The sequence below is a fragment of the Caballeronia sp. LZ034LL genome (assembly GCF_031451215.1).
Classification (GTDB): Bacteria; Pseudomonadota; Gammaproteobacteria; order Burkholderiales; family Burkholderiaceae; genus Caballeronia.
In genome coordinates this window covers 1,194,615-1,215,676 of record NZ_JARUXR010000003.1, presented here as the reverse complement: position 1 = coordinate 1,215,676, position 21,062 = coordinate 1,194,615, and the positions used below count along the sequence as shown (strand labels likewise).

General features: G+C 65.4%; 21 protein-coding genes. 10 read left to right on the top strand and 11 right to left on the bottom strand.

The features are described 5' to 3' along the window. The 8 genes from QCE83_RS26690 (at position 1) to QCE83_RS26655 (ending at position 7,559) form a co-directional block, all read left to right on the top strand. Positions 1-774 (top strand): 3-oxoacyl-ACP reductase FabG, encoded by a 774-nt coding sequence (locus tag QCE83_RS26690; protein WP_309818379.1) that lies wholly within the window; start codon positions 1-3, stop codon positions 772-774. Continuing rightward, complete coding sequence (locus QCE83_RS26685) at positions 771-1,331, top strand: MarR family transcriptional regulator (protein WP_309818377.1); 561 nt, start codon at positions 771-773, stop codon at positions 1,329-1,331. The genes QCE83_RS26690 and QCE83_RS26685 overlap by 4 nt, the downstream gene beginning before the upstream one ends. A gap of 11 nt (positions 1,332-1,342) precedes the next feature. Continuing rightward, positions 1,343-2,191 (top strand): enoyl-CoA hydratase family protein, encoded by an 849-nt coding sequence (locus QCE83_RS26680; protein WP_309818375.1) that lies wholly within the window; start codon positions 1,343-1,345, stop codon positions 2,189-2,191. Between the two features lies 1 nt (position 2,192). Beyond that, positions 2,193-3,374, top strand: coding sequence for an acyl-CoA dehydrogenase family protein (locus tag QCE83_RS26675; RefSeq protein ID WP_309818373.1), 1,182 nt, complete (start codon positions 2,193-2,195; stop codon positions 3,372-3,374). Beyond that, positions 3,371-3,820 (top strand): thioesterase family protein, encoded by a 450-nt coding sequence (locus QCE83_RS26670; RefSeq protein ID WP_309818371.1) that lies wholly within the window; start codon positions 3,371-3,373, stop codon positions 3,818-3,820. The genes QCE83_RS26675 and QCE83_RS26670 overlap by 4 nt, the downstream gene beginning before the upstream one ends. Beyond that, complete coding sequence (locus tag QCE83_RS26665) at positions 3,817-4,212, top strand: RidA family protein (protein ID WP_309818369.1); 396 nt, start codon at positions 3,817-3,819, stop codon at positions 4,210-4,212. Before QCE83_RS26670 ends, QCE83_RS26665 begins: the two co-directional genes overlap by 4 nt. A 12-nt stretch (positions 4,213-4,224) precedes the next feature. Then, entirely contained in the window at positions 4,225-5,859 is a 1,635-nt protein-coding gene (locus QCE83_RS26660; protein WP_309818367.1) for an AMP-binding protein, read from the top strand. Between the two features lie 92 nt (positions 5,860-5,951). Next, positions 5,952-7,559, top strand: a complete 1,608-nt coding sequence (locus tag QCE83_RS26655; protein WP_309818364.1) for an ABC transporter substrate-binding protein — start codon at positions 5,952-5,954, stop codon at positions 7,557-7,559. A 16-nt stretch (positions 7,560-7,575) separates the two neighbouring features. On the opposite strand, the gene QCE83_RS26650 is transcribed toward QCE83_RS26655, so the two are convergent. Continuing rightward, positions 7,576-7,812 carry a hypothetical protein gene (locus tag QCE83_RS26650; protein ID WP_309818362.1) on the bottom strand — a complete coding sequence of 79 codons (237 nt, stop codon included), beginning with the start codon at positions 7,810-7,812 and terminating at the stop codon, positions 7,576-7,578. A gap of 295 nt (positions 7,813-8,107) precedes the next feature. Here QCE83_RS26650 and proP point away from each other — a divergent pair, with 295 nt between their 5' ends. Beyond that, a complete protein-coding gene (gene proP / locus QCE83_RS26645; RefSeq protein ID WP_309818360.1) occupies positions 8,108-9,574 on the top strand; it encodes a glycine betaine/L-proline transporter ProP in 1,467 nt (488 codons plus the stop codon). On the opposite strand, the gene QCE83_RS26640 is transcribed toward proP, so the two are convergent. The 10 genes from QCE83_RS26640 to QCE83_RS26595 form a co-directional block, all read right to left on the bottom strand. After that, positions 9,571-10,197, bottom strand: a complete 627-nt coding sequence (locus tag QCE83_RS26640; protein WP_309818358.1) for a DAK2 domain-containing protein — start codon at positions 10,195-10,197, stop codon at positions 9,571-9,573. The two genes, proP and QCE83_RS26640, sit on opposite strands and share 4 nt — an antisense overlap. 11 nt (positions 10,198-10,208) lie before the next feature. Beyond that, a complete protein-coding gene (locus QCE83_RS26635; protein ID WP_309818357.1) occupies positions 10,209-11,219 on the bottom strand; it encodes a dihydroxyacetone kinase subunit DhaK in 1,011 nt (336 codons plus the stop codon). 20 nt (positions 11,220-11,239) lie between these two features. Beyond that, on the bottom strand, positions 11,240-12,241 hold the full coding sequence (locus QCE83_RS26630; RefSeq protein WP_309818355.1) for an ABC transporter permease: 1,002 nt from the start codon (positions 12,239-12,241) through the stop codon (positions 11,240-11,242). After that, a complete protein-coding gene (locus tag QCE83_RS26625) occupies positions 12,238-13,773 on the bottom strand; it encodes a sugar ABC transporter ATP-binding protein (protein ID WP_309818353.1) in 1,536 nt (511 codons plus the stop codon). Before QCE83_RS26625 ends, QCE83_RS26630 begins: the two co-directional genes overlap by 4 nt. Positions 13,774-13,832: 59 nt before the next feature. Continuing rightward, entirely contained in the window at positions 13,833-14,948 is a 1,116-nt protein-coding gene (locus QCE83_RS26620) for a sugar ABC transporter substrate-binding protein (protein WP_309818351.1), read from the bottom strand. Between the two features lie 79 nt (positions 14,949-15,027). Next, positions 15,028-15,699 (bottom strand): L-fuculose-phosphate aldolase, encoded by a 672-nt coding sequence (locus tag QCE83_RS26615; RefSeq protein WP_309818349.1) that lies wholly within the window; start codon positions 15,697-15,699, stop codon positions 15,028-15,030. Further along, positions 15,696-16,775, bottom strand: coding sequence for an S-methyl-5-thioribose-1-phosphate isomerase (gene mtnA / locus QCE83_RS26610; protein WP_309818347.1), 1,080 nt, complete (start codon positions 16,773-16,775; stop codon positions 15,696-15,698). The genes QCE83_RS26615 and mtnA overlap by 4 nt, the downstream gene beginning before the upstream one ends. Before the next feature lie 35 nt (positions 16,776-16,810). After that, positions 16,811-18,076, bottom strand: coding sequence for an S-methyl-5-thioribose kinase (gene mtnK, locus QCE83_RS26605; protein ID WP_309818345.1), 1,266 nt, complete (start codon positions 18,074-18,076; stop codon positions 16,811-16,813). Positions 18,077-18,110: 34 nt separating this feature from the next. Then, the gene (locus QCE83_RS26600) at positions 18,111-18,830 is read right to left on the bottom strand and encodes a GntR family transcriptional regulator (protein WP_309818343.1); all 720 of its coding nucleotides are present in this window, start codon (positions 18,828-18,830) and stop codon (positions 18,111-18,113) included. Between the two features lie 175 nt (positions 18,831-19,005). Beyond that, a complete protein-coding gene (locus tag QCE83_RS26595; RefSeq protein WP_309818341.1) occupies positions 19,006-19,620 on the bottom strand; it encodes a DJ-1/PfpI family protein in 615 nt (204 codons plus the stop codon). 101 nt (positions 19,621-19,721) lie between these two features. Between QCE83_RS26595 and QCE83_RS26590 the strand changes: the two genes are divergently transcribed. After that, positions 19,722-21,062 carry a PLP-dependent aminotransferase family protein gene (locus tag QCE83_RS26590; RefSeq protein WP_309818338.1) on the top strand — a complete coding sequence of 447 codons (1,341 nt, stop codon included), beginning with the start codon at positions 19,722-19,724 and terminating at the stop codon, positions 21,060-21,062.

The window sequence follows — 21,062 nt, the reverse complement described above, 5'->3', positions numbered from 1 at the left end:
ATGTCCTCTCTGAACGGCAAACATGCGGTGATAACCGGAGGCGGCAGCGGCATAGGCGCCGCATGCGCGGAAGCGCTGGCGCAAGCCGGTGCGCGCATCACGTTGATGGGCCGCGACCTTGTCCGCCTTGAAGCGCAACGCGATGCGATGCGCACCTACACGGACGCAGCCTGCGTGCCGGTAGACGTGACCGATGAAGCCGCAGTCGCCGATGCCTTCGCGCGCGCCGTCGAACGCCATGGCCCGGTCGATGTGCTCGTCAACAACGCGGGCCACGCTCAAGCCGCGCCTTTCACGCAAACCGATGCCGCGTTGTGGCAACACATGCTCGACGTGAACCTCACAGGCGTGTTTCTCTGCACCCGCGCCGTGCTGCCTTCGATGCTCGAACGCGGCTTCGGCCGCATCGTCAACGTCGCGAGCACAGCCGGGCAGATCGGCTATGCGTACGTCGCGGCCTATTGCGCCGCGAAGCACGGCGTCATCGGCCTGACGCGCGCGCTGGCCGCCGAAGTCGCGACGAAGGGCGTCACGGTCAACGCCGTCTGTCCCGGCTATACGGAGACGGAGTTGCTGCGTTCATCGCTCGACCAGATCATGTCGAAGACTTCACGCAGCGAGCAGGACGCACGCGAAGCGCTCATGCGCAACAACCCGCAACGCCGTTTCATCCAGCCCGACGAAGTCGCCAGCGCCGTGCTGTGGCTCTGCGCGCCCGCATCGGCTTCGATGAACGGCCAGTCCATTTCCGTTTCCGGTGGAGAAGTCACGTGACGCAAGCCGCACGCAACCGAAAAGCGCCCGCCGCCAGCGACGCAAAAGCCCCGCGCAAGGGCGTCGAAAAGCCGGCGGACAATGTCGTCGATCTCGAGATGAGCACCGGCGCGGACAGCCACATGGGCCTGCGTCTGTGGCTGCGCATGCTGACCACGACCAACCTCGTCCAGGCCGAACTGCGCAAGCGCCTGCGCACCGGGTTCGATACCACGCTGCCGCGCTTCGACCTGATGGCACAACTCGAACGGCATCCGCAAGGACTCAGGATGACCGAGTTGTCGCGCCGCATGATGGTGACGGGCGGCAACGTGACGGGCATCACGGATCAGCTCGAAAAGGAAGGGCTCGTATCGCGCTACGCCGATCCCGACGACCGCCGCTCGATCAGCGTTCGTCTCACGCCGCAAGGCCGCACATCGTTCGACAAGATGGCCGCCGCCCACGAGCAATGGGTCGTCGAGATGTTTGGCGGACTCGAACTGAACGAGAAGTCGCAGACGCATCAGCGCCTCGGCAAGCTCAAGCAGCATCTGTTGAAGACATTCAAGGAATGAAGGAGCGATCGATGACCTCATCCGCCGCCGCGCTTCTCGCCGGCAACCGCATCGAACTCGCGGGGTATCGCGCGCAACATGTCCTCTGGTCGGTGGCGGGCGGCGTCGGGACGATCACGCTGAACCGGCCCGAACGCAAGAATCCGCTGACCTTCGAATCGTATGCCGAGCTGCGTGACCTGTTTCGCCAGCTGGCTTACGCGACGGACGTGCATGCCGTCGTGATCCAGGGCGCAGGCGAGAACTTCTGTTCCGGCGGCGACGTGCACGACATCATCGCGCCGCTGATCGATCTGCCAATGCCCGAGCTGCTGCTCTTCACCCGAATGACCGGCGATCTCGTCAAGGCCATGCGCCATTGCCCGCAACCGGTGATTGCCGCGGTGGACGGCGTCTGCGCGGGCGCGGGCGCCATTCTCGCGATGGCATCGGACCTGCGGCTCGGCACCGTGCGCAGCAAGCTGGCGTTCCTGTTCACGCGCGTCGGGCTGGCGGGCTGCGACATGGGCGCGTGTTCGATCCTGCCGCGCATCATCGGGCAGGGACGCGCGTCGGAACTGTTGTTCACGGGCCGCTTGGCGTCGGGCGAGGAAGCGCACGCGTGGGGCTTCTACAACCGCCTGTGCGAACCGGAGTCCGTGCGGGACGAAGCCGCGCGCCTCGCCGCCGATCTGGTCGCGGGACCGACCTTCGCCCATGGCATCACGAAGAAGATGCTGCATCAGGAATGGAACATGGGCATCGACGAAGCGATCGAAGCCGAAGCGCAGGCGCAGGCCATCTGCATGAGCACGCGCGACTTCGAGCGCGCCTACCGCGCCTTCGCCGCCAAGTCCCGTCCTGTGTTCGAAGGAGACTGAATTGACCGTCGATCCGCACAGCGCGCTCGCGTGGCCGTTTTTCGAGGATCGTCATCGTAAGCTGGCATGCGAGGCCGATGCGTGGGCGTCGGCACATCTGAAGCACATCGATCACGCCGATCCCGACACCGCCTGCAAACAGCTCGTGCGCATGCTCGGCGAGGCGGGCTGGCTCGGGCACTGCATCGGCGGCACGGCTTACGGCGCATCGGGCGATGCGATCGATACGCGCGCCGTCTGTCTGCTGCGCGAGACGCTCGCAAAGCACGACGGTCTGGCGGATTTCGCGTTCGCGATGCAAGGGCTCGGCTCGGGCGCCATCACGCTCGCCGGCACCGATGCACAAAAGCGGCGCTACTTGCCGCGCGTCGCAGCCGGCACAGCGCTGGCGGCATTCGCGCTCTCCGAGCCCGAAGCTGGCTCTGATGTAGCCGCGATGTCGCTGCAAGCCCACGCCGATGGCGACACCTACGTGCTGGACGGCGAGAAGACCTGGATCTCGAACGGCGGCATTGCGGATTTCTATGTGGTGTTCGCGCGCACGGGTGAAGCGCCGGGCGCGCGGGGCATCAGCGCGTTCATCGTCGATGCCGACACGGCCGGGCTCGAGATTGCCGAGCGCATCGACGTGATCGCGCCGCATCCGCTCGCGCGGCTGCGTTTCAACGCGTTGAAAGTGCCGCGCAGCCAGATGCTCGGCGCGCCCGGCGAAGGCTTCAAGCTGGCCATGCGCACGCTCGACATCTTCCGCACTTCGGTCGCGGCAGCGTCGCTGGGTTTTGCCCGGCGTGCGCTGCAAGAAGGTCTGGCGCGCGCAACATCACGCCAGATGTTCGGCCAGACCCTCGGCGACTTCCAGCTGACGCAGGCGAAGCTCGCGCAGATGGCGCTCACCATCGACACCAGCGCGCTGCTCGTCTATCGCGCCGCCTGGCTGCGCGATCAGGGCGAACGCGTCACGCGCGAAGCCGCCATGGCGAAGTGGCATGCGACCGAAGGCGCGCAGCAGGTCATCGACGCAGCCGTGCAACTGTGGGGCGGGCTCGGCGTGAAGCGCGGCATGGCGGTGGAGTCGCTGTACCGCGAGATTCGTGCGCTGCGCATCTATGAGGGCGCCACCGAAGTCCAGCAACTGATCGTCGGGCGCGATCTGCTGAAGGCGCAGGGAGACAGCACGCGATGACACCCACCTTCGAGATGCCGGTACGCATCCGCTTCGCGCACTGCGATCCGGCCGGCATCGTCTACTTTCCGCAATACCTCGTGATGACCAACGCGCTGGTCGAAGACTGGTTCGACGACGCGCTCGGCATCGAGTATGCGCACATGATTTCGGTGCGCCGGGTCGGGCTGCCCATCGTCAAGCTCAACTGCGAATTCTCGCGGCCCAGCCGTCTCGGCGAAACCGTGACGCTCTCGCTGAGTGTCGATTCGGTGGGACAGCGTTCGGTGCGCATCGGGATCGTGTGCCAGTGCAACGGCGAAGTGCGCTTCCGCTCCCGACAGGTTCTCGTGACGACCTCGCTCGACGATGGCCGTTCAATCGACATTCCCGGCGACATCGCCCGCGCCATCGAGCAGTTCGCGCCGGGCACGAGCCGCGCCTTGCAGGAGGAATCGGACACATGAAGAAGACGCTCTTGCCTCCGGGCTGGATCAAGCCGCGCGGCTATGCGAACGGCGTCGCGGTGCGCGGCACGCAGGTGTACATCGCCGGCCAGATTGGCTGGGACGAACAGGCGCGCTTCGTCAGCCGCGAGTTCGGCGCGCAGGCCGCGCAGGCGCTGCGCAACGTGGCGGCCGTGCTGCGCGAGGCAGGCGGCAAGCCGGAGCACATCGTGCGCATGACCTGGTACGTGACCGACAAGCGCGCGTATCTCGCGGCGGCGAAGGAAATCGGCGCGGCGTTTCGCGAGCATATCGGCGACTACGACATCGCGATGAGCGCCGTGCAGGTCGTCGCGCTGATCGAAGACGATGCGCTGGTGGAAATCGAAGCAACGGCTGTCATTCCCGACTGAACGGAGCGCGCCATGGAACCGTCCGCACACGTCGATACCTTCGCGCGCGATTCATTGCCGCCGCAGGATCAATGGCCCGTGCTTCTGCTGGACCATGCCGATGTCGCCTATCCGGCGCGCCTGAATTGCGCGACCGAACTGCTGGACCGAGCCATCGAAGCCGGTCATGGCGAGCGTCCCGCGATCTGGTCGGACGTGAACGGCGAACCGCGCGCGACGAGTTATCGGGAACTGAATGCGCTCGTGAATCGCAGCGCCCATGTGCTCGTCGATGAAATGGGCCTGCGTCCCGGCAACCGGCTGTTGCTGCGCGGACCGAATACCTTGCAGATGGCGGTGGCGTTCCTCGCGGCGTTGAAAGCGGGGCTCGTCGTCGTGCCGACCATGCCGTTGCTGCGCGCGAAGGAACTGAAGCAGATCATCGACAAGGCGCGCATCTCGGTCGCGCTGTGCGACGTGCGCCTGACTGAAGAACTCACGCGCTGTCGCGAGCCGGGCGAGCATCATTGCGCCACGCTCGCGCAAGTCTTCACCTTCCACGACGATGCCCCGGCCGCGCTGGAGACGCTGGCGGCATCGAAGCCCGAGCATTTCGACGCCTGCGACACCGCCGCCGACGATGTCTGCCTCATCGCGTTCACCAGCGGCACGACGGGCGCGCCGAAGGGCTGCATGCACTTCCATCGCGACGTGCTCGCGATGTGCGACCTGTTCCCGCGCCATATCCTCAAGCCCACGCCCGACGACGTGTTCTGCGGCACGCCGCCGCTCGCGTTCACGTTCGGGCTCGGCGGGCTGCTGTGCTTTCCGTTGCGCGCCGGGGCTTCCACGGTGCTGCTGGAAAAGCTCACGCCCGAGTCCTTGCTGCACACCATCGAGCGCTTCAAGGCCAGCATCGTGTTCACCGCGCCGACCTTTTACCGGCAGATGGCGCCGCTGATCGACCGCTTCGATGTATCGAGCCTGAAGAAGACCGTTTCCGCCGGCGAAGCCTTGCCCGCCTCCACGCGCGCTCTGTGGCGTGACGCGAGCGGGATCGAGATGATCGACGGGATCGGCGGCACGGAGATGATCCATATCTTCATCTCGTCGGCGGGCGCGGAGGTGCGCGAGCAGGCCATCGGCCGCGCGGTGCCCGGCTATGTCGTGCAGGCCGTCGACGACGCCATGCAGCCCGTGCCGCCCGGCACCCTCGGCAAGCTCGCGGTGCGCGGTCCGACCGGTTGCCGCTATCTGTCGGACCCGCGTCAGCAGAACTTCGTGCGCGACGGCTGGAACCTGCCCGGCGATGCCGTGGTGATCGATGAAGACGGGTATGTCTTCTATCAGGCGCGCGCCGACGACATGATCGTCTCTGCGGGCTACAACATCTCCGGGCCCGAAGTGGAAAGCGTGCTGATGAAGCATGAGGCGGTGGCGGAATGCGGCGTGATCGGCGTGCCGGACGAGACGCGCGGCCAAATTGTGAAGGCGTTCGTCGTGCTCAATCCGGGTTTCATCGGCGATGATGCGCTCACCGCCGAGTTGCAGGCCTTCGTGAAGCGCAACGTCGCGCCCTACAAGTACCCGCGTCTGGTGACCTTCCTCGCGGCCTTGCCGCGCACGGAAACCGGCAAGCTCAAGCGTTTCGCATTGCGGGCGCTGTAGAACCGCGTCGCGAGAAAAAAAGTCGGCTCGGGTAGAGTAGGGTTCGCGTCCGCCGCAGGGCGGCCAGCCAACTCTTCCGGGCAACAAGAACAATGATCACCAGACGACGCACTCTCGCCGTATCCCTCCTTGCCGCGCTCGCCCTGTCTTCACAGGCTGCATCGGCTGCGAGCAAGACGCTCGTGTTCTGTTCCGAAGGCAGCCCCGCCGGTTTCGATTCCGCCCAGTACACCACCAGCACCGACTTCGACGCAGGCGCTCACGCCGTCTACGACACGCTGGTCGAATTCAAGCGCGGCACGCTGGATCTCACGCCCGGCCTTGCCGAGAAATGGGACGAGTCGCCGGATGCGAAGACCTTCACCTTCCATCTGCGACGCGGCGTGAAGTTCCAGTCGACAGCCTGGTTCAAGCCGACGCGCGACTTCAACGCGGACGACGTGGTGTTCACGTTCAAGCGCATGATCGATCCGAACGAGCCGTTCCAGAAGGCGCATCCGGTCAGCTTTCCCTACCTGACCGATCTCGGCTACGACAAGAACATCGCCTCGGTGGAGAAGCTCGACGACAACACGGTCCGCTTCACGCTGAAGACGCCGGACGTGGTGTTCGTGCGCAATGTCGCGATGGAATTCGCGTCGATCGTCTCGGCCGAATATGCAGCGCAATTGCTCAAGCAGGGCAAGCCGGAAGATATCAACCAGAAGCCGGTGGGCACCGGCGCGTTCGTGTTCCGCGACTACCAGAAGGATTCGACCATCCGCTACGAAGCGAATCCGACTTACTGGAACCGCAAGGACGTGCATATCGACAAGCTCGTCTTCTCGATCACGCCCGACGCGGCCGTGCGTCAGCAGAAGCTCGCGAGCGGCGAATGTCAGGTGACGTCGTTCCCGCGTCCCGCCGATATCGCCGCATCGAAACAGGATTCGAAACTCACGGTGCTGTCGGGCGTCGGTTTCAACGTGGCCTATGTCGGCTACAACACGACCCACAAGCCGCTCGACAACGTGAAAGTGCGCCGCGCGCTGGACATGGCCATCGACAAGCAGGCGATCATCAAGACCGTCTACGAAGGCGCGGCCACGGTGGCGACCAATCCGATGCCGCCCTCGCAATGGTCCTATAACAAGGCGCTGAAGGACGCGCCGCGCGACCCGGCGAAGGCAAAGGCGCTGCTGAAGGAAGCGGGCTTGCCGGACGGCTTCACGATCACGCTGTGGGCCATGCCGGTGCAGCGCGGCTATAACCCGAACGCGCGTCTGATGGCGCAGCTGATCCAGTCCGACTGGGCGAAGATCGGCGTGAAGGCGAACATCGTGACGTACGAATGGGCCGAGTACAACAAGCGCGCGAAGACCGACGGCGAACACGACGCCATTCTGTACGGCTGGCTCGGCGACAACGGCGATCCGGACAACTGGCTCGGCACCACGCTGGGCTGCGACGCGGTGCACGGCAGCAACATGGCGAAGTGGTGCAACAAGCAGTTCGACGACCTGCTCGCGAAGGCCCGGCTCATCACGGATCAGAATGCGCGCACGAAGCTGTACGAGGAAGCGCAAGTGGTGTTCAAGGACCAGGTGCCCTATACGCCGCTCGCGCACGCCAACATCTTCCAGCCGATCTCGAAGCGCGTTCACGGCTATCTGATCAGCCCGCTTGGCGGACACCGCTTCGACGGCATCACGCTCGACTGAACGCCGCGCGCGGAGCTCAGCCTCCGCGATACCACGCGTCGATGCTGTCGCGCTGCTCGTGCTGCGCGCGCTGCTCGTGCTTTTCGGGCTGGGTGCGATAGGCGTCGACGCCGCGCACCTTGGGGCCGGCGGTCCGCTCCGCATGCGAAACCCGGCAGACGCGTTTCGACATGCTGCAATCGCCCGCTGACGCAGGCACGGCGGACCATGCCACGCTGGCGGCGAGAAGAATGATGATGAGCTGGGGTTTCATGGCGGCTTCCTTCGCGGATCGATAACGTCACGCGCCCCGAAGTGCACGGCCCATGCCAGTGTGCGCGGCAGATGCCCGCGAAGCCCGCCATGAAAGGGCGAGCGCGTCAGCGCACGCGCCCGCCGCATGCTCCGGGTGTCGGCGGCACGACGACGCTCTGAAGCCGCCCTGTTCGCGCGTCGCCGACACCGCAGCGCTGCCGTGTCGTTTTCCGCCGGTTTCCAGACGCGTGAGCGAAGGCACGCCAGTCCGATGATCCGCACACTCCCTAGCCTGCACTACAGGAGTGAGACAAGTGAGCCCCACGCACGCGCGTCATGCCGCCTCGCAGCCGTCACCGCCCGTCACGCTGGACGACATCACCGTCGTCGATCACGCGCTGCTCAAACGCGCGGTCGGCGCGATGGCGCTGGGCAATGCCATGGAATGGTTCGATTTCGGCGTCTACAGCTATATCGCCGTGGTGCTGGGCCAGGTGTTCTTTCCGTCGAGCGGTCCGTCCGCGCAGCTGATCGCAACCTTCGGCACCTTCGCGGCGGCCTTCCTCGTGCGGCCCATCGGCGGCATGGTGTTCGGCCCGCTCGGCGACCGCATCGGCCGCCAGCGCGTGCTCGCGATGACGATGATCATGATGGCCGTCGGCACCTTCTGCATCGGCCTCATTCCGGCCTATACGTCGATCGGCATCTTCGCGCCCGTCCTGCTGCTGCTCGCCCGGCTCGTGCAGGGCTTCTCCACCGGCGGCGAATATGGCGGCGCAGCGACCTTCATCGCCGAGTTCTCCACCGATGCGCGGCGCGGCTTCTTCGGCAGCTTCCTCGAAGTGGGCACGCTGGTGGGCTATATCCTCGGCGCGGGCACCGTCGCGCTGCTGACCGCCTTGCTGTCGCACGAAGCGCTGCTCTCGTGGGGCTGGCGCGTGCCGTTCATGATCGCGGGGCCGCTCGGGCTCGTCGGCTTGTATATCCGCATGAAGCTGGAGGAAACGCCCGCGTTCAAGAAGGAAGCGCAGGCGCGCGAGAAAGACGAGCGCTCGCGGCCCAAGGAGTCGTTCCTGCAATTGCTGTCGCATCAGGCCAAGCCGATGCTGCAATGTGTCGGCCTCGTGCTGATCTTCAACGTCACCGACTACATGGCGCTTTCGTATCTGCCGAGCTATCTGTCGGCGACGCTGCATTTCGCCGAGACGCGCGGCCTGCTGCTCGTGCTGCTCGTCATGTTGCTGATGATCCCGATGACGCTGTGCGCAGGCCATCTCTCCGATCGTCTTGGCCGCCGGCCCGTGATGATGGCGGGGTGTATCGGCCTGTTCGCGCTCTCCATTCCGGCGCTGCTGCTCGTGCGGACCGGTGCGCCTTCTCTCGTGTTTCTCGGCCTGCTGATGTTCGGCGCGCTGCTGTCCACCTTTACCGGCGTCATGCCTTCTTCCCTGCCCGCCCTCTTCCCGACGCGCATCCGCTACGGCGCGCTGGCGATCGGCTTCAATGTCTCGGTGTCGCTGTTCGGCGGCACGACGCCGCTCGTCACGGCATGGCTCGTCGATGCCACCGGCAACCTGATGATGCCCGCCTACTATCTGATGGCGGCCTCGGTGATCGGCATGATGTCGGTGTTCGCGCTGCGCGAAAGCGCGCGCAAGCCGCTGCCCGGCTCGGGTCCGTGCGTCGGCACGCAGGGAGAAGCGCTCGCCCTCGCCCGCACGAAACTCAAGGTCGTGCATTCGGGCAAGGGCGAAGTCGTGTTGAAGAAGAAGCGCGCTTAAGCTGGAAGTGCTTGTCGCAAGGCCTGGAGAAAGCGGAGATACGCCGTCGCGCCCGGATCGGCACGACCGATACTGCGCTCCTGCACCCACGCCGCACGACCTTTCCTCGACTGCATCGCGGCCGTTGCGCTGACCTGCTCGTCGGCTTTCGCGATCATCGCGTCGAGCGCGTCTGTGGCGTTGCCCTGCGACGCGGCCAGCACGTCGAGACTCGGCACGAGCGCATCCAGCACGGTCTTGTCGCCGACCTGACTCTTGCCGCGCTCGATGATGCGACCGGCCACCGCCTGACCGATCGCGAGCACATCGTCGCGGTTCAACGCATCCTTGCCGTTCACCGTCTTCGCCGCCGCGAGCAGTCCGCCACCGACCAGCGCCGCGAAAGTCGATGGATTCGCCGTCGAAAACGCCTTCGCGGCCGCCAGCAGCGTTTCGTTCAGCGTCGCTTCGGCGGGCAGCGCGGCCAGCGCCTTCACCACTGCAACCGATCCCGACTGCACCGTGATGCCGAGATCGCCGTCGCCGAGCGCCGCGTCGAGATCACGCAGTTCATCTGCATGGGCGGGGAGCGCGTTCAGCGTGCGCGTGAGGATGTCGCGCAGTTCCTGGCTCGTCACACTCATGGATCGCTCCTTCAGGATTCGGTGCCGTCGCGGAAGAAAGGCGAGCGCGCGGGAGCGTCGAGCAGCGCTTCGAGTTCGTCGTCGAGCAGCATGAGCGTGATCGACGCGCCCGCCATTTCCAGGCTCGTCACATATTCGCCGACATACGAGCGCGCAATCTTCAGCCCCTGATCCGCGATCAGCTTCGCCGAGCGCCGGTACAGCAGATACAGTTCTTCCAGCGGCGTCGCGCCCAGACCGTTCACCAGCAGCGCGACACGCGAGCCCTTCGGCGCGGCGAGATCGCTGGTGATCTGCGTGGTGATGCGTTCGGCGATCGCATCCGCGGATTCGAGCTTGCCGCGATGCGTGCCCGGCTCGCCATGAATGCCGATGCCGATCTCCATTTCCCCTTCGGGCAGCGTGAAGGTGGGCTTGCCGGCGGCGGGGAGAATGGTGGGCGAGAGGCCGACGCCCATCGTGCGGCAGTTGGCATTGGCCTTCGCGCAGATGCGCGTCACGTCATCGAGGGAATCGCCGCGCTCCGCCGCCGCGCCCGCGCACTTGAACGCGAACACCATGCCCGCGACGCCGCGCCGGTCGGCTGCGCGGTCTTTCGGTGCGGAGGCGACGTCGTCGGTGAGCACGACCGTCTTCACGTCGATGCCTTCCGCTTCCGCCAGGTCCGCCGCGAGATCGAAGTTGAGCACGTCGCCGCCATAGTTGCCGTAGACGTACAGCACGCCCGCGCCGCCGCTCACCGCCTTGGTCGCTTCGAAGATCTGCTCCGACGACGGCGACGAGAACACGTTGCCCACCGCGACGCCGCTGCACAAGCCCTCGCCGACGTAACCCAGAAAGCCCGGCAGATGACCCGAGCCGCCGCCCGTCACGATGCCGACACGCCCCTTGCCGGGCGCATCGGCGCGAACCAGTGCGCGCTGATCGGCGGTGGCGGCGCGAATCCAGTGCGGATGAGCGAGCAGCAGCGCCTCGATGATCTCGTCGACGAATACGTCAGGCTGGTTGATGATCTTCTTCATGGTGGGCGTCTCCAATGTGTTCAGGGTTTGCGCCGTTGGCTCAGGGCATCGAGCAGCACGGCGGCGAAGATGACGCCGCCTTGAATGAACTGTGTCCAGAACGGATTCACGCCGAGCAGCGACAAACCGACATTGATCACGCCGATCAGCACCACGCCGATGAACGTGCCGACAATCGACCCGCGCCCGCCCGCGAGCGAAGTCCCGCCGATCACGATGGCCGCGATCACCTGCAACTCGAGTCCATTGGCAGCGGAAGGCAACGCGGAATTGAGCCGCCCGGCCAGCACGATGCCCGCGATCGCCGCCGTGACGCCGGCCAGCATGTACGTGAAGAACACCACGCGCCGCACCGGGATGCCCGCGAGCCGCGCCGCTTCCTGATTGCCGCCGACGGCGAACACCTGATGTCCGAAGGTGGTCTTGCGCAGCAACACGTGACCGATGACGAAGACCACGAGCATGACGACCATCGGCATGGGCAGGCCGGCGACCGTCTTCGCGCCGAACAGCGTGAACGCGCTTGGGAAATCGAACTTGGTGCGGCCATCGGAAATGGCGAGCGTGAGGCCGCGCGCCATGGCCATCGCCGCGAGCGTGACGATGAACGGCACGAGCCGCAGCCACGAGACCGCGAGGCCATTGAGCGCGCCCGCCCCCGCGCCGACGGCGAGCGCCACGCACAGCCCCGCGACGCCGAGCCCCACCGCGCCCGGACTGGAGCCGGCCATCACGGTGGCGGCGACCATGCCGCTCAGCGCCACGAGCGAGCCGACCGAGAGATCGATCCCCGACGTGATGATGACGAAGGTGCCGCCCACCGCCGCGATGCCCACGACGGACACCTGCACCATGATGTTGGTCAGCGTGCTGGTGGTGAGAAATTCCGGCGATGCAATGGAAAGCGCCACGCATATGATGACGAGCGCCGCGAACAACGGCCCGATGCCGCTGCGCAACTGGCGGATCACCCGGCGCGAGAGCGCCTCGGAATCCGCACGATCGGCTGCTGTGGAGGTCATGCGCCTGCTCCTGTCGTTGCCCACTGAATGACGGTTTCCGAGTTCGACTGATCGCGCGGAATCTCGGTCACGATAGTGCCGCGATACATCACCAGCACGCGATCCGACATGCCGAGCAGTTCCGGCAGTTCCGAACTCACCATGACGACTGCCGCACCCGCGCGCGCCATCGTCACCATGTGCGCGTAGATTTCCGACTTCGCGCCCACGTCGATACCGCGCGTCGGTTCATCGAGCATGATGACGGACGGGCTCGTTGCCGTCGCGCGGCCGAGAATCACTTTCTGCTGGTTTCCGCCGGAAAGCGTCCCGGTGATCTGCAACACCGACGAAGCACGCACGCCGAACCGAGCGCTGGCGTCGTGCGCCAGCTTGCGTTTCTTCGCGCGGCTGACGAAGCCGCCGCTCGCCAGCGCCTTCAGGCTCGACAGCGCGATGTTCTCCTCGATGTTCGCCTCCAGCACCAGCCCTTCGAGCTTGCGGTCCTCCGACGTATAGACGAGGCCATGCCGCACGCCTTGTGTCGGCGAGTGATTGCTCACCTTCTTGCCGCGCACGTGGATTTCGCCGCCTGTCACCGGCAGCGCGCCGAAGATGGTCTTCAGCAACTCCGTGCGCCCGGCGCCCGCGATCCCCGCAACGCCGACGATTTCCCCCGCGCGCACCGCAAAGCTCGCGTTGCGCAGCAGCGGAGCGCTGGCGAGATCGCGGACTTCGAGTACGACCGGACCGTATTCTCGGGGCTCCCAGGTAGATAACGATTCGAGAGTGCGCGCGACCCTGGCCTGCACGAGATCGGCCTCGGTCCATTTGGACATCGGTCGCGCGCCGACCGTCGCGCCGTCGCGCATCACGACAGCCGAATCCGCGAGTTCGAACACCTCTTCGAGATGATGCGAAATGAAGATGATCCCCATGCCTTCCGCGCGCAGCCGCCGCACCACCGCATACAGATTCGCGATGTCGTGGCTTTGCAGCGCGGCGGTAGGTTCGTCCATCACGAGGATGCGCGCGTCGCGTGCGATGGCCTTCGCGACTTCCACCAACTGGCGCTTGTTCAGCGGCAGGTCGCCGAGACGCATCCAGGGCGGCACGTTGTCCAGCCCGACGCGCGCGAGCGCTTCACGCGCCATCTGGTTCGCTTCGCGCATCCTCACGAAGCCATTGCGCGCGGGCATGCGGCCGAGAAACAGATTCTCCGCGACCGTCATGTCGTTGATGAGCGAAAGCTCCTGATAGATCACGGCCACGCCCGCGTCGATGGCGGCATTCGTGCCGCGCGCGAGCGGCATGCCGTCGATCTCGATCGTGCCTTCATCGGGCTCGTAGGCGCCTGAAAGCGTCTTCACCAGCGACGACTTGCCCGCGCCGTTCTCGCCGACGATCGCCATCACGTGGCCCGCGTGCAGCTCGAGGCTGACGCCGCGCAACGCCTTCACGCCAGGAAAGCTTTTCACGATGCCCTGCATGCGCAGCAACGGCTTGGCCGATGTGGCGGGGGTACGCGCGTGAGCCTGTGTTTCGACTGTCATGATCCGCATTCCGTGTGCGGGCCGCCTGTCCTCGAAGGACACGCGGCCGCCGGTTGCCCTTACTGCTTCACTTCCTCCGACCACAGTCCGTATTTCTTCACTTCATCCGAGTCGATGTTCGACTTGTCGATCAGCATCGTCGGCCACGCGTAGTTTGCTGGCACGTCCTTCTTCGCGTTGTAATCCGCGATGAATTGCAGCGACTTCGCCGCCATCATGATCGGATTCTGCGAGATGGTGGCGTCCTGCTTGCCCGCGCGGATCGCGGAGAGCGCCTGCGCGGTGCCATCGGCGCCGATCACGAGGATATGCTCCTTGTCGCCGAGCGGCTTGTAGCGCCCGGCATTGTCGATGGCCTTTTCCGCGCCCACGGTGTTGTCGTCGTTGGCGCCGAAGACGGCATCGATCTGCGGGAATTTCTGCAGGATATTGGTCATCGCATTGAGCGACTTCTCCTGGTCGAAGGCGCCTTCCTGACGCGCGACGACCTTGATGTTCGGATACTTGGCGATCTCCTCGCTGAAGCCCTTCTCGCGGTCCGTCGCCGCCGTCGTGCCGACCAGCCCGATCAGATCCACCACGTTGCCCTTCTCTTCGCCGTAGCGCTTCTTCAGTTGCTCGGCGATCCATTTCGCGCCGGTCTGGCCGAGCGCCACGTTGTCCGACGCGACGAACGACGTCACCTTGCCGCCGTCCGAACCGCGGTCCAGCGTGAACACCGGAACGTTCATCTCGTTCGCCTTCTGCACGGCGGGGATGATCGCTTTCGAGTCGATCGGATTCAGCACGATGGCCGTCACGCCCTGGCTCAGCAGGTTGAGGGCGTCGTTGACCTGCTGCTGCGCGTCGCCGTTCGCGTTGGTCTGCACGAGCTCGAAGCCCTGCTCCTTCGATCCGCGTTCGACGCCCGCCTTCAGGCCGACGAAGAACGCGTTGTTGAGCGTCGCAATCGAGAAGCCGATCTTCGGCTTGCCGCCCGCCGAACTCGTCGTTGCCGCGCTTGCGGGTGCGCTGGTGGGCGCGCTCGCGCTCGCCGCTGAACTGGTGCTGCTCGTGGACGATGAGTTGTCGCTCTTCGAGCATCCGGTCAGCGCGGCGGCCGCGCACAGCACGACGGCGCCCGTGGATTTGCCGAAGGTGCCCCAACTGTCGAATCTTGCTGAACTCCAGGCCATGGTTGTCTCCGTTGTACGAGTGGTTCAATGCGATGACGTTGCGGTGAGCGCTGCGCTGGCTTTTTGCTCCGTGCTGCCGTCAGCGAGCTTCGTTGCTGCGCCTGCCATAAGTCTTGAACTTCTCCAGCACTTCTTCCATCTGCTGATCCGACAGCACGGGCGGTGCGCCGATCTGCAACGCCAGCAGATACTGCCGCGCGAGCACTTCGATTTCATGCGCGAGCCAGACCGCGCGCGACAGGTCCGTTCCCAACGCGATCACGCCGTGATGCGCGAGCAGACACGCGCGGCGGTCCTGCAACGCGGCCAGCGCGTGATCCGACAGCTGCTGGCTGCCGAACACCGCATAGGGCGCGCAACGCACGGAGTTGCCTCCGGCTGCCGCCACCATGTAATGCAGCGCGGGAATCTCGCGGCCGTGAATGGCGAGTGCGGTGGCCGCGATCGAATGCGTGTGGACGACGGCGTGCATGTCGTCCCGCGCGCGCAGGATGTCGCGATGAATGCGCCATTCCGAAGACGGCCGCGCGGTGCGCAGCAGGTCGGCGTCATCGGCGATGTCGAGCGGCAAGCGGACGATCTGTTCCTCGTCCAGCTCGCGCGCGGCGACGCCGCTTGGGGTGATCAGGAAGCCGTCGCCATGCCGCGCGCTCACGTTGCCCGAGGTGCCCTGATTGATGCCCAGCCGTTCCATCTCGAGCGCCGTCTCGACGATTTCGCGCCGCAGCGCGTCTTCCCCGGCCGCGCTCATGCGGCATTCCCCTCGGCCGCGAACAGACTGCGCAGCGCGTGCTCGAACGGCGGCTTCACGATGCCGCGCTCGGTGATGAAGCCGGTCACGAGCGCATGCGGCGTGACATCGAAAGCCGGATTGCGCGCCTGGATGGCGTCGGGCGCAACGCGCCGCCCGGCGAGATGCGTGACCTCCTCCGCCGCGCGTTCCTCGATTTCGATCCGCGCGCCCCCGGCGGTGTGCAGGTCCAGCGTCGACGACGGACACGCGACATAGAACGGAATGCCGTAGTGATGCGCCGCGATGGCGACGCCGAGCGTGCCGATCTTGTTGGCGAAGTCGCCGTTCGCCGCGACGCGGTCCGTCCCGACGATCACCAGATCGACGAGTCCTTGCGACATGATCGACGCCGCCGCGCTGTCCATGATGAGCGTCACGTCGACGCCCGCCTGCTGCAATTCGAACGCCGTGAGACGCGCGCCCTGCAACAGCGGGCGCGTTTCATCGGCATAGACCTTGAAGGCGCGGCCCGCGCGATGCGCCGCGTAGATCGGCGCGGTGGCCGTGCCGGTGCCGGTGGTTGCAAGCGCACCGGCATTGCAGTGCGTGAGCACGCCGCTGCCTTCGCGAATGAGCGCCATGCCATGCATGCCGATGCCTTCGCACAGCGCCACGTCTTCCTCGTGGATGCGGCGCGCCTCTTCGACCAAAGCCTGATACAGCGTCGCGGCATCGTGCGCGTCCGTCGCGCGGGCGCGGTCCAGCATGCGTCGCAGGCCCCAGCTCAGATTGACCGCCGTGGGCCGCGCGGATTCGAGCCACACCGCCTGACGTTCGAGCGCCGCGCGAAACTCCGCAATGGGCAACGCGGTCGAGTCGCGCATCGCGATGCACAGTCCGTAGGCCGCCGCCACGCCGATGGCCGGCGCGCCGCGCACGCGCAACTCGCGAATGGCGCGCCAGACGGCTTGCACGTCCGCCACGTTCTCCACCACGATCTCATGCGGCAGACGCGTCTGGTCGAGCAGCAGCAGATCGCCGTCGCGCCATTCGATCGTCGGGGGAAGCGTGTTGAACAAGCGCTGCGAATCCATGAACTCTCCCTGTGCCTGTGCAAAAGAAGGCGCCGTCACATGGCCACGGCATCGCGCTGAAGCTCGCGCGCCAGCATGGCGACCTGTTCGATGTCAGTCAGCGCGGTGCGCTGTACGAGCAGGGCTTCCGCGCAACGCAGACAGCGCACTTCGATGCGCGCCCGCGCCTCGACATCCGTGATGCGCGTGATCTCCGCGACCTTCGCCATGCCGACGATGCGCCGGATCATCTTGCAGCCTGCGAAGCCGAGCGACTCGGCGAGCAGCCGGCGCATGAAGTGCGCACGATAGGCCGCGACCGCGCGGCTGTCCGCGCCGCCGCCGATGAACGGCCGCTTGCTGCGGCTTTCGTGATCGCGCCACAGCGCCACGAATTGCGCGCTGAAGCCGTTCCAGATGCGCGTCATCTGGTCGAGCAGCCATTCCTGGTATTCGAGCGGATTGCGTCCGTCGAGGCGTCCGTGCCAGTCGCGCGAGAAGTACGCGAGCAGCAGGTTCGCCAGCAGCGCACCGATGTCGAAACCCATCGGGCCATAGAACGCGAACTCGGGATCGATGACGAAAGTGTCTTCCGCGTTCACCATGATCGAGCCGGTATGCAGGTCGCCGTGCAGCAGCGTTTCCGCGTGGTTCATGAAGGCCCATTTCATGTCGGCGGCGGCGGCGCGCAGCGGTTCGTGCGTCCTGAGCCTTTCGATGGCCGCCTGCGGCAGTGCGGGACTGTAGACGTTCGAAGGATGCGCTTCGAACGGAAAGGTGAAGACCAGATCTTCGGTGATCTTGCACAACTCGGGATTGATGGCCGCGCCGGCGGCCTGCTTCTTGATGTCGGCCGAGAGAAAGAGATCGGAGCCGTAAAACAGCGTATGCGCGAGATACGCCGACAGATGCTGCGCGAGCAACGGATAGACCGTGCCGTCCATCAGGCCTTGTCGCAGGATCCGATGCGACGCGAGATGCTGCATCACCATCAGGAAGCGCGTGCTGTCGGCGTGATAGACCTTCGGCACATGTTGCGGACAGAGCGCGCCGAAGCGCCGCAACGCGGCGACTTCATGCTCCATGCGCTGGCACGACAGCGGCCAGGTCTTGCCGACCAGACGCAGGAACGGCGGCGCCTGCTTCACGACGACACTGCGCTGCGGCGTCTTCGTGTTGGTCACGAAGTACACATAGTTCAGATTGCCGTCGCCGACTTCCGCGACATCGAGATCCGCGGGATCGCCCAGCAGCGCGCGCACGTCGGGCACGCCGCCCAGATACGCGGCCAGTTCCTGCGCCGTGAAAGCTTCAAACTCCATCGGTGCCTCCTCCGATGTGCTCCGGCACGCGCGCTCAACGACGCTTGCGCACCAGATCGAACTTGAAGATGCTCGTGTTGTAGTAGTCGTTGCTGTAGCAGAGCGGCTCGCCGCTCTGATCGAAATCCACTTCGTCCAGCAGCAGGAACAGGCCGAAACCATCGCCGAGTTCCGGCAGGTCGCGCGGCGTCAGGATGGTCGGCTGGATCGACGTATGGGTATGCGACAGCCGGCGTCCGGTGCGCTCCAGCATGCCGAACAGCGATTCGCCCAACTCGCCCTCCGCGCCGTCGAAGACGTGCTTCGGGATGGTATCGATGCAATACGCGGCGATGGCGTCGTCCGCGCGGCGCACGCGCTCGATGCGCACGCACGGATCGCCGGGCCGGATGCCGAGCTTCTCCGCCAGACTCTCCGATGCCGCCACATGCTCCATCTGCTTGCGGCTCGTCGACGGCACGGCGCCCACGCTGCGGATCATGTCCGTCACCGACATCAGATCATCCAGTCCGCCGTGCAGTTTCAGCGAAATTTGTCTGATGAAGGTGCCTTTGCCTTGCAGACGCGACAGCAGCCCGTGCGAGATCATCTGCGCCACGGCCTCGCGCAGACTGGACCGGCCGACGCCGAGCAGCTCGCAAAGCTCTATTTCAGTGGGAATCTGATCGCCGGGCTTGAGCTTGCGCTCATGGATCATGTCGAGAAGCGACGCCTGGATCTTGTCGCTCATCGAACGCTCGACGCTCAGGCGCATGAAGGTCTCGGGGGTTAGCAGTCACTGAAATGTACATCAGACGTCTGATGTTTCTCTCGGGACTTTCCCGGACGGCCTTGCGCTTCGAGGGAGTTTTGCCGCATGCGCGGATGCAGCATGAAAACGCCCGTCGCACGCATGGCGACGGGCTTTGCAGTGCACGAATTCCGCTACGTCATACGTGCGCGGCGGCGTCCACGAACGGCAGAATATTTTTCATGGCGCGCTCGACGTATTCGTCTTTTTCGCCGACCGGCGCGACATAGTCCAAGGCGGCGCATGCCGCATCGACACCTTCCAGACGCGCGATCACCCAGGCCGCCAGATACTGGGATGCAAGACAGCCGCCCGCTGTCGCCACATTGCCGTTCGCGACGAAAGGCTGATCGAGCGTGCGCACGCCGGCTTCCTGAACCCAAGGCTTCGTGGTGAGGTCGGTGCAGGCGGGTACATCGTTCAGCAGGCCGAGTTTCGCGAGGATCAGCGTTCCCGAGCACTGGGCCGCAAGCAACTGGCGGCCGGGGTCGAGGCGGATACGCGCCATCAACGCGGCATCGGCCACGACGTCGCGCGTTCGCACGCCGCTGCCGACGATCACCGCATCCGCTGTGCTCGCCTCCTCCAGCGTGGCCTGCGCCCGGATGACGACGCCGTTCATCGACGTCACTTCCGCCGACGGACACGCAAGCGAAACCTTCCAGTCCGGCTTCCTGATGCGATTCAGAATGCCGAGCGCGATCAGCGAGTCGAGTTCGTTGAACCCATCGAACGTAAGAATGGCGATGTGCATGGCGACAACCTTTCATGGCGGGGAGAGTTCAGGCATGCTACGGTCGGTCATGAATACAATCAAATGATTGTCATGGATACATCCTGTTCTGGACGCGTCTTATGCCACAGCCTGCACGTTATAAACAGATCGTCGACCGCATCGCTGAAGACATCGCATCGGGCCGGTTGAAGCCGGGCACGCGTCTGCCGACGCATCGTGAACTGGCCGCGCGCGAGGGACTCGGCATCGTCACGGCCACGCGCGTGTACGCCGAACTCGACGCAATGGGACTCGTCAGCGGCGAGACCGGACGCGGCACGTTCGTGAAGGAAGCCGGCCTGCCGAACGGGCTGGGCATCGATCAGGTCGCCATCGCCTCGGATATCGTCGATCTGAGCTTCAACTATCCCGCGCTGGCCGGCCAGACGGAAATGCTGCGCACGGCGTTGCGGCAACTCGCATCGGCGGGGAATCTGGAAGCCTTGCTGCGCTATCAGCCGCATGCCGGACGGCTTCACGAACGCGCGTGTGTCGCGCGTCATCTCGAACGCCGCGGGCTTTCGATCGACGCTGAGCAAGTCTTGCTCGTCGATGGCGCGCAGCATGGCCTCGCGACCACTGTCATGGGCCTGCTCAAGCCCGGCGATGTGGTTGCGGTGGACGCACTTACTTATACCGGCTTCAAGTTGCTGGCGCAGTCGCAGCGGCTGGAACTCGCGCCGCTGGCTGCGTCCGGCGCCGGACCCGATCTCGATGCGCTCGAAGCGCTCTGCAAGCGGCGTCGCGTGCGCGCCATCTACACGATGCCCACGCTGCACAATCCGCTCGGCTGGGTGATGACGGCGAGCAGACGCAAGCAACTGGTGTCGATCGCGCGCAAGCATGGGCTGTTCATCATCGAGGACGCCGCCTATGCCTTTCTCGCCGATGACACGCCGCCTCCGCTTGCTGCCCTCGCACCGGACATCACGGTGTATGTGTCGGGCTTCTCGAAGAGCGTGGCGACGGGATTGCGTGTCGGCTATGTCGTGGCGCCGCGCGAGTGGGTGGCGAAGATCGAACGCGCGATCCGGGTGACGACGTGGAACACGCCTGGCGTGATGACAGCATTGGCCTGCGGCTGGCTCGAAGACGGCACGGTCGAAAGACTCGAAGCGGAAAAGCGCGCCGATGCCACGATGCGCCAGACCGTGGCGGCCCGCGCGTTGAGCCGCCTGAAACGGCTGGCGCATCCTGCGTCCTATTTCATCTGGCTGCCGATGCCGGAAGAGGTCCGCGCGGATCGCATCGCGAAGGCGCTGATGCAGGAACGGATATCGGTATCGACGGCCGAGCCTTTCTGCACGACGGCGCACGTGCCGCATGCGTTGCGGCTGGCGCTGGGCTCGGTGGATGTGGAGACGTTACGGCTCGCGCTGGAACGGGTGCAGGAGGTGGTGAGCTTTCATATCGACGCGTGA